The sequence below is a fragment of the Pseudomonas sp. AC112 genome, from assembly GCF_979253545.1.
This window is the reverse complement of sequence record NZ_CEEDCM010000001.1, coordinates 3,593,890-3,609,046: the sequence shown is the minus strand read 5'-3', so window position 1 is coordinate 3,609,046 and position 15,157 is coordinate 3,593,890. Positions and strand designations below refer to the sequence as shown.

General features: G+C 59.6%; 14 protein-coding genes and 1 pseudogene. 10 read left to right on the top strand and 5 right to left on the bottom strand.

The features are described 5' to 3' along the window. Positions 1-297: 297 nt before the first annotated feature. Entirely contained in the window at positions 298-753 is a 456-nt protein-coding gene (locus tag AC0IYN_RS16630; protein WP_471842339.1) for a DUF721 domain-containing protein, read from the top strand. Positions 754-757: 4 nt separating this feature from the next. On the opposite strand, the gene AC0IYN_RS16625 is transcribed toward AC0IYN_RS16630, so the two are convergent. Further along, complete coding sequence (locus tag AC0IYN_RS16625; protein WP_406598836.1) at positions 758-2,236, bottom strand: helicase HerA-like domain-containing protein; 1,479 nt, start codon at positions 2,234-2,236, stop codon at positions 758-760. Between the two features lie 204 nt (positions 2,237-2,440). Here AC0IYN_RS16625 and AC0IYN_RS16620 point away from each other — a divergent pair. Both AC0IYN_RS16620 and AC0IYN_RS16615 read left to right on the top strand, forming a co-directional pair. After that, positions 2,441-3,472 (top strand): annotated as a pseudogene (locus AC0IYN_RS16620) (HAMP domain-containing protein); the annotation flags it as partial. A gap of 93 nt (positions 3,473-3,565) precedes the next feature. Next, complete coding sequence (locus AC0IYN_RS16615; RefSeq protein ID WP_457267539.1) at positions 3,566-4,330, top strand: methyl-accepting chemotaxis protein; 765 nt, start codon at positions 3,566-3,568, stop codon at positions 4,328-4,330. A 13-nt stretch (positions 4,331-4,343) separates the two neighbouring features. Here AC0IYN_RS16615 and AC0IYN_RS16610 read toward each other — a convergent pair whose 3' ends face one another. Then, entirely contained in the window at positions 4,344-4,514 is a 171-nt protein-coding gene (locus tag AC0IYN_RS16610; protein WP_406598837.1) for a hypothetical protein, read from the bottom strand. Positions 4,515-4,599: 85 nt separating this feature from the next. Continuing rightward, the gene (gene purU, locus AC0IYN_RS16605) at positions 4,600-5,448 is read right to left on the bottom strand and encodes a formyltetrahydrofolate deformylase (RefSeq protein WP_078050022.1); all 849 of its coding nucleotides are present in this window, start codon (positions 5,446-5,448) and stop codon (positions 4,600-4,602) included. A gap of 350 nt (positions 5,449-5,798) precedes the next feature. Between purU and mvaT the strand changes: the two genes are divergently transcribed. Then, on the top strand, positions 5,799-6,173 hold the full coding sequence (gene mvaT / locus AC0IYN_RS16600) for a histone-like nucleoid-structuring protein MvaT (RefSeq protein ID WP_005790963.1): 375 nt from the start codon (positions 5,799-5,801) through the stop codon (positions 6,171-6,173). 90 nt (positions 6,174-6,263) lie between these two features. Here mvaT and sbcB read toward each other — a convergent pair whose 3' ends face one another. Then, on the bottom strand, positions 6,264-7,691 hold the full coding sequence (gene sbcB, locus AC0IYN_RS16595; RefSeq protein WP_457239267.1) for an exodeoxyribonuclease I: 1,428 nt from the start codon (positions 7,689-7,691) through the stop codon (positions 6,264-6,266). 166 nt (positions 7,692-7,857) lie between these two features. Between sbcB and AC0IYN_RS16590 the strand changes: the two genes are divergently transcribed. From AC0IYN_RS16590 to AC0IYN_RS16565, 6 genes are read left to right on the top strand one after another with little or no spacing between them, the layout of a single operon-like run. After that, the gene (locus tag AC0IYN_RS16590) at positions 7,858-8,550 is read left to right on the top strand and encodes an RDD family protein (RefSeq protein WP_100492218.1); all 693 of its coding nucleotides are present in this window, start codon (positions 7,858-7,860) and stop codon (positions 8,548-8,550) included. Continuing rightward, positions 8,547-9,527, top strand: coding sequence for a stage II sporulation protein M (locus AC0IYN_RS16585; RefSeq protein WP_406598839.1), 981 nt, complete (start codon positions 8,547-8,549; stop codon positions 9,525-9,527). The genes AC0IYN_RS16590 and AC0IYN_RS16585 overlap by 4 nt, the downstream gene beginning before the upstream one ends. After that, on the top strand, positions 9,514-11,043 hold the full coding sequence (locus tag AC0IYN_RS16580) for a DUF4129 domain-containing protein (RefSeq protein WP_406598840.1): 1,530 nt from the start codon (positions 9,514-9,516) through the stop codon (positions 11,041-11,043). Before AC0IYN_RS16585 ends, AC0IYN_RS16580 begins: the two co-directional genes overlap by 14 nt. Next, positions 11,040-12,209, top strand: coding sequence for a DUF4350 domain-containing protein (locus tag AC0IYN_RS16575; protein ID WP_471842338.1), 1,170 nt, complete (start codon positions 11,040-11,042; stop codon positions 12,207-12,209). The genes AC0IYN_RS16580 and AC0IYN_RS16575 overlap by 4 nt, the downstream gene beginning before the upstream one ends. Further along, positions 12,206-13,201 carry an AAA family ATPase gene (locus AC0IYN_RS16570; protein WP_471842337.1) on the top strand — a complete coding sequence of 332 codons (996 nt, stop codon included), beginning with the start codon at positions 12,206-12,208 and terminating at the stop codon, positions 13,199-13,201. The genes AC0IYN_RS16575 and AC0IYN_RS16570 overlap by 4 nt, the downstream gene beginning before the upstream one ends. Before the next feature lie 7 nt (positions 13,202-13,208). Next, positions 13,209-14,540, top strand: coding sequence for a DUF58 domain-containing protein (locus tag AC0IYN_RS16565; protein WP_471842336.1), 1,332 nt, complete (start codon positions 13,209-13,211; stop codon positions 14,538-14,540). Positions 14,541-14,603: 63 nt separating this feature from the next. On the opposite strand, the gene AC0IYN_RS16560 is transcribed toward AC0IYN_RS16565, so the two are convergent. Next, positions 14,604-14,963, bottom strand: a complete 360-nt coding sequence (locus AC0IYN_RS16560) for a PilZ domain-containing protein (RefSeq protein WP_457239263.1) — start codon at positions 14,961-14,963, stop codon at positions 14,604-14,606. Positions 14,964-15,157: the final 194 nt, after the last annotated feature.

Here is a 15,157-nt window from a genome sequence, read left to right as displayed (position 1 = left end):
TTCTTCCACACATAGGGATGGAGGGCGCACCGTCAGTGGCCCGAGCAGCCCTCACGGCCGCATGCGAACGCGCATTCTACCCGGATTCGTGGGTGAGGAAAGTGGCGTTGTTCCCCGATGCTGGCATGGGGCTGTGAGAGGGCTTGTTTAAAATAAGGGCTTTTGCCGGAACTTCAACCCATGGAACGCAGAAGTTACCTATTGATTTCACCTACGAAGCCCGGTGGAGGCACGACCTGGGGGCGTACAGGTGCTTTCTGCTAAGATGGCGGCTCTGTTACTTAAGGTGTCTCAATAATGGCATTTCGCCCCCTGACAGCCCGCGCACCCGGCGTGTTGCTTCGCGATGCCAAGCCGCTGAAAGCCATCTTTGGTCATGCGCAACGCATTGGCCTCCTGCAACGCCTGCTCGAAAGTCAGTTGCAACCGGCCGCACGCGAACACTGTCGCGTGGCATCCTGGCGTGAAGGCAACCTGCTACTGATTGTCACGGATGGCCATTGGGCCACGCGTTTGCGCTACCAGCAAAAACGCCTGCAGCGTCAATTGATGGTCTTCGATGAATTCGCCGGCTTGACGCGTATCCAGTTCAAAGTGCAACCGCCCACCACCCTGCCTGGCGTGGCGGAGCATACCCACGACCTCTCGGCGAATGCGGCCGAAACCATCCAGGCAACGGCCGACGGGATCAGCAACCCAGGCTTGCGCGCGGCGCTTGAAAGGCTGGCCGCCCACGCCAGGCCCAAGCCCTGACTCGCTATTTGCGCTTGCTGCCGCCCAACAGCGACCCCAACAAGCCGCGCACCAATTGCCGCCCCATCTGATTGGCAGCCTGCTGCATCGCAGATTTCAGCGCCTTGCCCGCCGTGGTGCCCAGGAAAGCCCCGGCCTTGTCGGTGAAACTCGGCTCTTCACTGGCTGGCTTGGTTTCCTCGGTCGGCCCCAGCTCCTTGCGAGACATCAGCACTTCATAAGCGGATTCACGGTCAATCGGCTTGTCATAACGCCCCTGCAGCGGTGAACTGGCCACCAATGTCGCGCGCTCGGCGTCGCTGAGTGGCCCGATCCGCGATTGCGGCGGTGCAACCAGCACGCGCTGGACCACTTCCGGCGTGCCCTTTTCCTGCAAGGTGCCCACCAAAGCCTCACCCGTGCCCAGTTCGGTCAAGATCGACAAGGCATCAAACGCCGGGTTTGGCCGGAAACCGTCCGCGACGGCGCGCAGGGATTTCTGTTCCTTGGTGGTGAACGCCCGCAGGCCATGCTGGATGCGCAGGCCGAGCTGGGCCAGCACGCTGTCCGGCAGGTCGCCGGGAGATTGGGTTACAAAATAAACGCCAACGCCTTTAGAACGGATCAGCCGCACCACCTGTTCCAGACGCTCCTGCAACGCTTTGGGCGTGTCGGCAAACAGCAAATGCGCCTCGTCAAAAAACAGTGCCAGCAGCGGTTTGTCGGCATCACCGCGTTCGGGCAGTTGCTCGAACAGCTCTGCCAACAACCACAGCAGGAAGGTCGCGTACACCTTCGGTGCCTCGTGAACCAGGCGGCTGGCGTCCAGCAGGTGGATGCGCCCGCGCCCATCGGGGGTGGGCTGCAGGATGTCTTCCAACTGCAGGGCCGGCTCGCCAAACAAGGCTTCGGCGCCCTGCTGCTCCAGCACCGCCAGGCGTCGCAACAGCGCCTGGCTGGAGCCGGTGGTCATCAGCGCCGCGTCTTCTCCCAGCAACTCAGGGTGGTAGCGCAGGTGGTTGAGAAGCGCCTTGAGGTCCTTGAGGTCCAGCAGCAACAAGCCTTCGCGATCCGCCACCTTGAAGGCGGCGTAAAGCGCTGACTGCTGGCTGTCGGTGAGTTCCAGCAAACTGCCAAGTAACAGTGGGCCCATTTCGCTGATGGTGGTGCGCAATGGATGACCGGACTGCCCGTGGATATCCCACAGCGTGACCGGATAAGCCTTGGCCGTGTAATTGAGGAAAGGCATGCCAGCGATACGCTCGGCGACCTTGCCCTGTGGGTTGGCAGCCGCTCCCAGCCCGCACAAGTCACCCTTGATGTCGGCAGCAAACACCGCAACGCCAGCATCACTGAACGCTTCGGCCAGGCGCTGCAACGTGACGGTCTTGCCCGTGCCGGTCGCGCCGGCGATCAACCCGTGACGGTTGGCCAGGCGCATGGCCTGGGCAATAGGCTGGCCGGAGAGGTCGGCCCCGATAAGCAGTTGCGAGGAGTCAGGCATTTCGTCACCCATGGTTAATCTTTAATGTCGCCAGGTCGATACAGGCTTATGTGAGACCCACAAAGTCTAAAAATAGGTCAGATAGTTCCTACAGGGACCCCCAGAGCTATCACAAGAAGTATCACACCTTTTTTGACACTGCCATTTTGCGCCTCCCATAAGGACGCGCTTCGGATATTAAGACCTTAGCGGACCCTACAAGCCATGAATAAAAATCTGCGCTTCAGCCACAAAATCCTGCTTGCAGCCTCCCTTATCGTCATCGCCGCTTTCGCGCTGTTTACCCTCTATAACGACTACCTGCAACGCAACGCCATTCGCGACGATCTCAACAACTACTTGCATGAAATGGGTGATGTCACCGCCAGCAACATACAAACCTGGCTCACCGGGCGCATTGCCCTGGTGGAAAACGCCGCGCAAAACATTGCCATCAACCCCGAGCCTTCCGCGGTTGCCCGCCTGCTGGAACAGAAATCCCTGACGTCTGCATTCATGGCAACTTACGTCGGCGACAGCAAGGGCGCCTTCACCATCCGCCCTGATACCAAGATGCCGGACGGCTTCGACCCGCGTGTACGGCCTTGGTACACCGGCGCCCAGAGCAGCAACGGCTCAACCCTGACCGAACCCTATATCGATGCCGCCACCGGCAAGCTGATTATTTCCGTTGCCACTCCGAGCACGCAGGGCACCCAGAGCATCGGCGTGGTCGGCGGCGACCTGAGCCTGCAAACCCTGGTGGATAACATCGGCGCGCTGAACTTCGGCGGCATGGGCTACGCGTTCCTGGTCAGCGCTGACGGCAAAGTGTTGGTACACCCGGACAAAAACCTGGTGATGAAGACCCTGGCCGACGTGTACCCGAAAAACACCCCAAAGATCAGCGCCGATTTCAGCGAAGTCGAGGCTAACGGCAAGGACAACATCGTGACCTTCACACCGATCAAGGGCCTGCCCTCGGTGAATTGGTACCTCGGTATTGCAGTAGACAAAGACAAGTCCTTCGCCATGCTCAGCGAATTCCGCACCTCAGCGGTCATCGCCACGATCATTGCCGTGGTCATCATCATCGCCCTGCTCGGCATGCTTATCCGCATCCTGCTGCAACCGCTGCATGTGATGACCCGCGCCATGCAGGACATCGCCGACGGCGAGGGCGACCTGACGCGCCGCCTTACAATCCAGAATCATGATGAATTCGGCACGCTGGGTAACGCCTTCAACCGCTTCGTGGAGCGGATTCATACGTCGATCCGCGAAGTGTCCTCGGCCACCGAACAGGTCAACGAAGTGGCACTGCGTGTGGTCAGTGCGTCCAACTCGTCGATGGTCAACTCCGACGAGCAGGCCAACCGTACCAACAGCGTTGCCGCCGCCATCAATGAGCTGGGCGCCGCCGCACAGGAAATCGCGCGCAATGCCGCGCAAGCCTCCCATCAGGCCAGCGACGCACGCCACCTGGCCGAAGACGGCCAGCACGTAGTGGAGCGCAACATCAAGGCGATGAACCAGCTGTCAGCGATGATCAGTGCTTCCAGCAGCAATATCGAAGCGCTCAACAGCAAGACGGTGAACATCGGGCAGATTCTCGAGGTGATCACCAGTATTTCCCAGCAAACCAACCTGCTTGCACTGAACGCCGCAATTGAAGCGGCCCGTGCGGGTGAGGCCGGACGCGGGTTTGCAGTGGTCGCGGATGAAGTGCGCAACTTGGCGCATCGCACTCAGGAGTCGGCGCAACAAGTGCAAAAGATGATCGAGGAGCTGCAAGTCGGCGCCCGGGATTCGGTCAGCACCATGAGTGAAAGCCAGCGCCACAGCCTCGACAGCGTGGAAATCGCCAACCTGGCCGGCGAACGCCTGAACAGCGTGACCCAACGCATCGGCGAGATCGATGGTATGAACCAGTCCGTCGCCACCGCTACGGAGGAACAAACCTCGGTGGTGGAGTCGATCAACATGGACATCACCGAGATCAACACCCTCAACCAGGAAGGCGTGGAAAACCTGCACTCCACGCTACGCGCCTGTGCCGACCTGGAGCAGCAAGCCGCGCGACTGAAGCAACTGGTGGGCAGTTTCCGGATCTGATCCTGGCGGGCAATCACTCGCTCTCGGGCTTGGATCGGCCCTGCTCGCGCTCCCACAATTGGGCGGCACCGGGGAAATCGGTGCCGTCTTCACTGTCCAGGTCATCCGGGTCAAATCGACTCAAGCAGCCTTCCCCCAATGTTGCCGGGGCTTTTGACGTGGCTTTGTCCAGCGGATCACTCATAGCTCAATCCTCAACGGCGCACAAAAAAAAGGGCCTGGAACGATTTAACGCCCAGGCCCTTCTTTGTTCAATCACAACGCGTCGGTTAGAACACCACCGTCTTGTTGCCGTGCACCAGCACGCGGTCTTCCAGGTGGTAACGCAGGCCACGGGCCAGCACCATCTTCTCGACGTCGCGACCGAAACGCACCATGTCTTCGATGCTGTCGCTGTGACTGACACGCACCACGTCCTGCTCGATGATCGGGCCGGCGTCCAGCTCTTCAGTGACGTAGTGGCAAGTTGCGCCGATCAACTTCACACCACGCAGGGAAGCCTGGTGGTACGGCTTGGCACCTACGAATGAAGGCAAGAAGCTGTGGTGAATATTGATCACTTTGCCAGCGTATTCACGGCACAACTCCGGCGGCAGGATTTGCATGTAGCGTGCGAGCACTACAACGTCGGCTTCATGCTGCTTGACCAGGCGGGAGACCTCGGCGAACGCCGGCTCTTTGTCCTGCGGGTTGACCGGCACGTGGTAATACGGGATGCCATGCCACTCGACCATGCTTCGCAGGTCATCGTGGTTGGAGATCACGCAAGCGATCTCACAGTCCAGTTCGTCGCTGTGCCAGCGGTGCAGCAAATCCGCCAGGCAGTGGGATTCGCGGCTGGCCATCAACACCACGCGTTTTTTCTGCTCGGTGTCGGTGATGTGCCAGCTCATCGAAAACTCTTCGGCGATCGGCGCAAAGGCCTCGCGGAAGGCTTCGAGGCCAAAGGGCAGCGTATCGGCACGGATCTCATGACGCATGAAGAACCAACCGCTCAGATTGTCCGAGTGATGACTCGCCTCGGTGATCCAACCGTTGTGGGACGCCAGAAAGTTACTGACTTTGGCAACGATACCAACCCGGTCCGGGCAAGCAATCACCAGCCGAAAAGTGCGCATTAGGGGGAAACTCCAGAACTTCGCAAAGGCCGCCATTCTAGCGATTGCGCAGCAAAACTGCAGTATTCCTTGACGCTTATTCTGATCACCGGCCGCAGCCTTGCCCCTTAATAGCCTATGGTTTTACCCCCTTTATATGAATCCATCACGTTACCCTAAAGCTGTTTCATGCATTTCAAGGAGATTATCTTTAGGTCTACGCCCTAGTAATTAACTCGAATGCATAGCCAGGCTACAAACATTCAAAGTAATTCACATAAATTCAACCTTAAATGTTTACTTGGGGAAACCGCCTGACTATTATTGGGCCACTATCCCTGTCAATCAGCGCTCTACATAAGGTAGTCCACATGTCTCTGATCAACGAATACCGTGCCACCGAAGAAGCTATCAAAGAGCTGCAAGCCCGTTTGAAGAACCTGTCCCAAGACGACAAACTGCAAACCGAGCTGGAATTCGAAGGCAAATTGCGCACCCTGATGGGTGAATACTCCAAATCCCTGCGTGACATCATTGCGCTGCTGGATCCAGAGTCGAAAGTTAAAGCACCACGCGGCGCTGTGAAAACTACCGGCACCAAGCGTGCTCGCAAGGTTAAACAATACAAAAACCCGCACAACGGCGAAGTGATTGAAACCAAAGGCGGCAACCACAAAACGCTGAAAGAGTGGAAGGCCAAGTGGGGCGGTGACGTGGTTGAAGGCTGGGCTACCCTGCTGGGCTAAGCCTCGCCAGGCTCTCGCCTGATAAGCGACACATTAAAAAACGCCAGCTTGCTGGCGTTTTTTATTGCCTGCCTATTCTGCGAAAAACGACTACAGATTCATCCGCACGGCCAGAGAGTCCGCATATTCCTGCCACTGCTCGAGCACCCCTTGCTGAAACGGCGTTGCACTAAGAATAAACTCCTGCCGGGCTTGCTTAAATGCCTCAAGGGTATTCGGCGCCCCCCACTCCGGGTTCGACAAACGCTGCTGACAGAAAAGTTTCCAGCGTTGTTGCTCCTCTTCGTTCAACGTATCGGGGAAGTTACGCGCACGGTAGCGAAACAATAATTCGGGCAAACGATGGTCATCAAATGGCCACTGCTGGCGTGCTAATTGCGCGGGCTCAGCCGCCCGGACCTGTTCGCATAAACGCCGATCACGGTCTCCGATAAAACCGTCGTACAGCTGTTGTTCCGGGTCGGCAATCGCCGCGAAATCTTCTTCGGCGTAAATGGCCGCTAACTTATCGCGCCAAAGTTCCTGTGCGTCAGTTAGTCGCAGCGCCCGTTCCTGATAAACGTTCATGTCCAAGTGCAGACGTTCACGGTCTTCTGCCCGCAGCACATTCAAGGGAGCAACCACGGGACAGCGATTGATATGCACCAATTTGAGCGGTACCGGCAGTTCGCCCTCGACCAATTCGTCACGACGTGTGTAAAGACGCTGGCGCAAGGCATCCGCGTCAAGGTCCAGCAGCCCTTGCGGATCGAGCCCCAGGTCGCAGACGATCAAGGCGTTGCGATTGCGCGGGTGCCACGCCAGCGGCAACACAACCCCCAAGTAATGACGCTCGGCGGAAAACCGCCCGGAGATATGCACCATCGGTTGCAGCAAGCGCACCTGGTCCATCACCCGCTGTTTACTGCGCAACTGAAACAGCCAGTCATACAGCTTGGGTTGTTTCTCACGCACCAGTCGCGCCAGGGCAATGGTGGCGCGCACGTCGGACAGTGCGTCGTGTGCCTGCCCATGGTCGATACCATTGGCTTCGGTCAGGCGCTCCAACTTGAGCGTGACGCGTCCATCCTGCTGCGGCCATTCAATGCCTTCCGGGCGCAGCGCATAGGCGGTGCGAACCACATCGATCAAATCCCAGCGACTGTTACCGCCCTGCCACTCACGCGCATAAGGGTCGAAAAAATTGCGATACAGGCTGTAGCGTGTCATCTCATCATCGAAACGCAAAGTGTTGTAACCGGCGCCACAAGTCCCCGGTGCGGCGAGTTCAGCGTGCACACGGGTCATGAAATCGGCCTCGGCCAAGCCTTTTTCCGCGAGTGTCGCGGGGGTGATACCGGTAATCGCGCAGGCCACCGGGTGAGGCAGGATATCGTCGCTGGGCAGACAATAAAGATTGACCGGCGCGCCGATCTCATTGAGGTCGAGGTCCGTGCGAATGCCGGCTACCTGGAGGGGCCGATCGCTGCGCGGGTTGATGCCGGTGGTTTCATAGTCGTACCAGAAAATCGAGGTCACGGGCTGATCCTGTACTGAAGATCGACAAAGTCTAGGCGCTGAACGGTATCCGCGACCAGCAGCAAATACACTGTACAAACATCCAGTAAAGTCTTGAATGGTTGCTTCCATCACCGACACTGCTAGCATCCGTGTCTCCAGCCATTCAGCACTGCCAAGGATCGCGATGCCGTCAACCCCATTGGACACCCGCTACCAGATCGAGACCCCGGAGGGCATCGACCTGCCCCTGCGCCCTGCCGGCCTGGTGCCACGCGTGTTGGCCTTTACCTTTGACCTGTGCCTGCGTGGGGTGGTCATGGGTGTTCTGCTGGTGCCATTGGCCTTGCTGGGCAACGTCGGGATCGGCCTGGGCTCGCTGCTGCTGTTCCTGATCAGTTGGTGGTACATGGTGCTGTTCGAGGTGCTCAACCAGGGTTGCTCGCCAGGTAAACAGGTCATGGGGTTGCGTGTCGTACAAGATGACGGCACCCCGATTGGCTGGTCCGCGTCACTGATCCGCAACCTGCTGCGGTTTGTCGACATGTTGCCGTTCGGCTATTTTCTCGGCGCTATCAGTTGCCTGCAGCATCCTCATTTCAAGCGCCTCGGCGACCTGGCCGCCGGTACATTGGTGATCTATCGGGAACAGCCACTGGTGCGTCCCCAGATTCCTCAGGCTGCGGCCTTGCGCCTGCCCTTTGCCCTGGACCTGAGCGAGCAACGGGCCATCCTTGGCTTCGCGGAGCGCCAGGGTGAACTGTCCACGGAGCGCGTTCACGAGTTGGCCTCGATTCTCGCCACTCCGTTGCAGGTATCCCCAGCCCGAGCCGCGGAACAACTCAATGGCGTGGCCCGTGGCCTGTTGGGGCCGACATGAAACAGAGCCTCTTCGAAGCCCGTCACCAGCCCCAATGGCACGCCTTTGCCGAGCGCCTGCAACAGTTGGAACAGGGCAAGGTCAAGGCCAGTGACGTGTCTGACTTTCCCCATCAGTACCGGCGCCTGTGCCAGCACCTGGCCTTGGCACAGGAGCGCGGCTATAGCAGCTACCTGGTAGACCCCTTGCAACAACTGGCCCTGCGCGGCCATCAACAGCTTTACCGTCATCGCAGCCAATTGGCGGCAAATGTGCTGGGTTTCGTACTCGCCGATTTTCCTCGCCTGGTGCGGGAACAGTGGCGTTTCGTACTGATAGCCAGCCTGCTGTTCTTTGGCAGCCTGGTAGGTATCGCACTGCTGGTGTACCTGTTTCCCGACCTTATCTACAGCATCGTCAGCCCGCAACAAGTGGCCGAGATGCAGGGCATGTATGACCCCGATGCAAGCCGCCTGGGTCGCGCCGCCGAGCGCGCCTCGAGCGAAGACTGGATGATGTTCGGCTACTACGTCATGCATAACATCGGTATCGCGTTCCAGACATTTGCCGCCGGGCTGTTGTTCGGGCTGGGCAGTGTGTTCTTCCTGATTTTCAATGGCCTGGTCATCGGGGCCGTTTCAGGGCACCTGACCGAAATCGGCTATGGGCAAACCTTCTGGTCATTCGTCATCGGCCACGGTGCATTCGAACTGACGGCGATCGCCCTCGCCGGTGCCGCTGGCTTGCAGCTGGGCTGGGCACTGATCGCTCCCGGTCAGTTGACCCGTGGAGAATCATTGCGGCGGGCAGCCCGCAAGAGCGTGCAGATGTTGTGCGGTGTAATGATCTTCTTGCTGATCGCAGCCTTTATCGAAGCCTACTGGTCCTCGACCACCCTGATCGCGCCCTGGGTCAAATACCTGGTCGGCGCAATCTTATGGATCCTAGTGGCTGCTTACCTGAGCCTTGCAGGAAGGGCTTACCATGCGCCTCAGTGATGCCAGCGTGGTCATACGCCCACGTACTGCCTGGGAAGCCATGGATCTTGGCGTATTGATGGCCCGGCAAAACCGCGTGCTGTTGATGAGCAGTTGGGCGCTGGTGACCCTGCCAGTGTTCGCGTTGCTCACTGCACTGCTGTGGAAGTCTCCGTCCACGGCGATGTTTCTGTTCTGGTGGCTCAAGCCCGCGTTTGACCGCTTGCCGCTGTACATCCTGTCCAAAGCCTTGTTTGGCGAAACACCCAGCATCAAACAGGCCGTGCGCCAATGGCCGCGCCTGCTCAAGGGCCAGCTGTTGGCCAGCCTGACGTGGCGGCGGCTCAGCCTGAGCCGTAGCTTTGTGATGCCGGTGAGCCAGCTCGAAGGCCTGGATGGCCCGGCACGCCAGAAACGCCTGGGCGTGTTGCAGCAACGCAATGCCGGCGCCGCGCGTTGGTTGACTACCGTCGGTGTGCACCTGGAGATCGGGCTGTGGTTCGGTTGCATGGCGCTGTTCTATCTATTTATTCCGCAGAACGTCGAGATGGATTGGGACTGGCAACGCCTGGTACTGGCAACCAGCTCGGAAGGCTTGTGGCTGGAACACCTGGGCAACGCGTTCTACGCCTTGATCCTGGTGTTCTGGGAGCCTATCTATGTCGCCTGCGGATTCAGCCTCTACCTTAATCGCCGAACCGTGCTGGAGGCCTGGGACCTGGAATTGGTCTTTCGCCGCCTTCGTGAGCGCCTGAGCGGTGTGGCGCCGATGTTATTGCTGGTGATCGGACTGACATTGCTGCCGCTCAGCCCACCCGTCATGGCTGATACGTCCCCGCCCCCAAGACCCCTGAGCACCCAAGGCGCGAGTCAGTCGATCAAATCACTGCTGGAAAAACCGCCTTTCAAAAACCCGGAGACCGTTACCCGCTATCGCTTCGGCGAAGAAAAGCCTGCCGTTAAAGCCAAGGCCCACGGCGACGTCCAGCTTCCCGCCTGGCTGAAAGCGCTGCTGGACAACCTCAACAGCAACACCTTCAAGCACATCGCACAAGGCGTTGAGGTGCTGTTGTGGGGCCTTCTGATCGGTGGCCTGATCATGCTTGCGTGGCGATATCGCGAATGGCTGCGCACCTTCGTCAGTCGGCGCGGGCCTCGCAAAACCCAAACCATCAAACCCGTGCCCACGCAACTATTCGGCCTTGAACTGGGTACCGATACCCTGCCCGACGATGTTGCCAGCGCCGCCGAGCGCCTGTGGGCAACGCAGCCAAGGGAAGCACTCGGACTGTTGTATCGAGGTCTGCTCAGCCGACTGCTGCATGACTTCAACCTACCGCTGAAAAATGCTGACACTGAAGGCCAGGTCCTGGAACGGGTTCACCAGTTGCAGCAACCACAACTGCTGGCTTTCAGTGATGAATTGACCCGGCACTGGCAAAACCTCGCCTACGGTCACCGCTTTCCTCCCCTCTCTGCTCAGCAAAAACTGTGCAGTGATTGGCGCACCCTGTTCCGCTCGGGGAGCAATCAATGAACCGGCTATTGCTGTGGGTGGGGCTTCTACTGGCGTGCTTGCTTGGAGCGGGCGGTTACTACGCGTGGAGCAAGGCGATTCCCTACGATGAAGTGGTGGATCGCGGCCCCTCACCAGAAGCCTTGGCCAACCCCTACCTGGCGGCCGAACACTTCCTGCGCGAACAAGGCCTGACAGTTGAACACGCCAATAGCCTGGAGCGGCTGACCACCTTGCCGTCCAAGGGCAACAGCCTGTTGCTGCTCGGTGAGCGCAGTAATATGACGCCACGCCAAGTCGAGCAACTGCTGGCCTGGGCCAAGTCCGGTGGCCATCTGTTGCTGGTGGCCGAGGCGCTTTGGGATGAGGAGACTGGCAAAAGCGGTGACCTGTTGCTCGACCGCCTGTATATCCATCAAACCTTGAGTGACGAACCTGAGGAGCCTGCCGCTTCCGCTAAACCGCCGCGCAAAAAGACAGCGCCGGACTTGACCAAACTCTACGTCGACAATGAAACCCCATCGGCGTATTTCAGTTTCGACACAGACTTCAACCTTACCGACCCCAGGCACCTGGCACAGTTTTCGGCCAATAGCGCACGGTCGAGCCACCTGATGCAACTCGACCTCGGGGAAGGTAGCGTCACGGTGATCACAGACAGTGACCTGTGGAAAACCCCCAACATAGGCCAGCACGATAATGCCTGGCTGCTGTGGTACCTGAACCAGGGCACCGCCGTGACGATGCTGTTCAACAGCGATTTCGACGACCTGTTTACCTTGCTGCTGCGCTACTTCCCCCAGGCCTTGGTGGCACTCATTGCCCTTGTCGCCCTGGCATTCTGGCGGGCAGGTATGCGTCAAGGCCCAATCCAACCGCCCGCACCCAACGCCCGCCGCCAATTGCAGGAACACCTGAAAGCCAGTGCCGACTTCCTGCTGCGCCGTAGCGGCCAGGGCACGCTGCTGCAAGCCCTGCAGCGCGATATCTTGCGTGCGGCCCGGCGGCGTCACACTGGCTTCGAACACCTCGATAGCGCAGAACAACGGCGGGTGCTTGAACGCCTGACGCGCCAGCCCCCTCACATCATTAACCAGGCCCTTGGCCCACTCCCGGCGAAACGGCTTTCCAGCGCCGATTTCAGCCGTCAGGTGGCGTGCCTGCAAACCCTCAGGAATGCCTTATGAGTGATTTCCCAAGCGCCACTGCCTTGACCAGCGAATCCCTACAACACGCCAGTGGGCAAGCCCAGGCCCTGCGCACTGAACTGCGCAAAGCGGTGATTGGCCAGGACGCCGTGATCGACGACGTCCTGACCGCATTAATCGCCGGTGGCCATGTGCTGCTCGAAGGTGTGCCGGGGCTGGGCAAAACCCTGTTGGTACGTGCCTTGGCGCGCTGCTTCGAGGGTGACTTCGCACGGATCCAGTTCACTCCGGACCTGATGCCCAGCGATGTCACCGGCCACGCCGTGTATGACCTGCATACCGAACAGTTCAAGCTGCGCAAGGGGCCGGTGTTCACCCACTTGTTGTTGGCCGACGAAATCAACCGCGCTCCAGCCAAGACCCAGGCAGCCTTGCTTGAGGCCATGCAGGAACGGCAGGTGACCCTCGAAGGCGAGGCGCTGCCCATCGGCCAGCCGTTCATGGTGCTGGCGACCCAGAACCCCATCGAACAGGAAGGCACCTACCCCCTGCCGGAGGCGGAACTGGATCGCTTCATGCTCAAAGTGCGCATGGATTACCCCGACGCGCAGCAGGAACTGGACATGGTGCGCGAAGTCACGCGCTCGTCGCGGGCCGACATGCTGGATGTACACCCATTGCGTACGGTGTTGCAGGCCGGGGATGTGCTGCAACTGCAGCAGGTTGCCAGTGATCTGGCCCTGGACGAACAAGTACTCGACTATGCCGTGCGCCTGGCACGCGCCACCCGTAGCTGGCCAGGGCTGGCCATCGGCGCCGGGCCGCGCGCCTCGATTGACCTGGTACGTGGCGCCCGCGCCCGCGCCTTGTTGCGCGGTGGTGAATTCGTCACTCCGGACGATATCAAGGGGTGCGCCTTGGCCGTATTGCGCCATCGGGTGCGTATCGCGCCAGAGTTGGATATAGACGGGCTGGAGGTTGACCAGGTGCTCCAGCAACTGCTTGATCAGATTCCGGCACCCCGGCAATGACTCGCCCATGAAACCGACCCGGCTGCTGTTGAACTGGCTTGGCGTATTGCTGGGCCTGGGCATCCTACTGGGCGCGGCATCCGCGCTGCAGTTCAAAGTGCCCGACACCTTGCACTCGGTGGCGTGGGGCTTGCTGCTGGCGCTGTTGTTGTTGGCGATGCTGGATGCGATGCGCCTGCGACGCCGCCCATCCCCCCGTGTGCAGCGGCAAATGCCCGGGAGCCTGGCGCTGGGCCGCTGGGGCGAGGTACGCCTGGCCTTGGAGCATGACTTCCTGCAGCCACTGACAGTGCGGGTATTCGATCATGTCCCCGACGGATTGAACGTAGAAGACATGCCCCAAGCCATCGAGCTGCGCCCCGGTGGGCGCAGTGACCTGGGTTATCGCCTGCGTCCCCTGCGGCGCGGGCACTTCAGCTTCAGCCGCTGCGAAATCCACTTGCCCAGCCCAATGGGGCTGTGGTCAGCACGCCGCTCTATCGAGGTGAGCGACACCACCCGCGTCTACCCGGATTTCGCCCGACTGTACGGTGCACAACTATTGGGCGTGGACAACTGGCTGAGCCAACTGGGTGTACGTCAACGTCAACGGCGTGGGTTGGGGCTGGAGTTCCATCAGCTACGCGAATTTCGCGACGGCGACAGCCTGCGCCAGATCGACTGGAAAGCCACCGCCCGACAACGCACGCCCATCGCCCGTGAATACCAGGATGAGCGCGACCAACAGATCGTATTCATGCTTGATTGCGGCTGGCGTATGCGCAGCCAGGATGACGAACTGTCCCACTTCGACCACGCCCTCAATGCGTGCCTGTTGCTCAGCTACGTTGCCTTGCGCCAGGGAGATGCAGTGGGGCTGTGCACCTTTGCCAACGACCAACCGCGCTACCTGGCGCCGGTCAAAGGCAGTAGCCAGTTGAATCTGCTGCTCAACGCGGTGTACGACCTGGATACCACCCGAAAGGCTGCTGATTACCAGGCGGCGGCCAGCCAGTTGCTGGCTCGGCAAAAGCGCCGCGCATTGGTGATCGTGGTCAGCAACCTTCGGGACGAGGACGACGAAGAACTGCTGACCGCCGTCAAGCGTATCAGCCGCCAGCATAGGGTGCTGGTGGCCAGCTTGCGCGAAGAAGTACTCGATCAATTGCGCCAGGCCCCTGTGCAAACCCTGCCCGAAGCCCTCGCCTACAGTGGCACTATCGACTACTTGAATACCCGTGACGAACTGCACGAGCGCCTCAGCGCCCAAGGCCTGTCGGTCGTGGACACCTTGCCATCTGAACTGGGACCAGCCCTGGTGACACGCTACCTGGGCTGGAAGAAAGCCGGCATGCTTTGAAAAACGGCGCACGACCATGGCCTGGGCAGTAACTCCCTCGGTCGGGTCGACAGCGCGCCGTGCCTAGGCCGAAGCCTGCAATGGATCAAAACTGAAGTAATGCAACAGTACGTCGATGAGTTGCCCATAGGCCTCAGGCGCCTGGAGCACACTGAACCCGGAGTCGTAGTGCTGCGGGTTGACATCCTCATGACTCCACAGGCAGCTCGCCGTAAGATCAATGGGATGGAAGGTGCCGTCAGCGGCGGGGATTTTCAAACGCAGCTCGAAGTCCACACCGACCATCATGGGCAATTGGCTGATCAACATCAGCCCATCTCTCGAGACATTGCCCAAATAGCCGATGGGTCTATCGGTGAGCCGGTTAAATACTTGCAGAAAACAAGGTAGCTGATGCCGCTCGATCCGTCGGTCGGTAAACATGGTGTGATCGCCATCCAGTGGCCATGACTAAGGCCGTGCCAGTGATGCGGAACAAGCAAAAAACGCCCGTTCCCCCTGGATCTCGGTGCGACATCAGGCAACAGTTTGCCGCCAGACAGCCGCCGAGCCCGGGCCCCACATCCGTTTGCATTGAAACTTGTACAAACGGACATTCAAAGGATAGCCCAAGACTG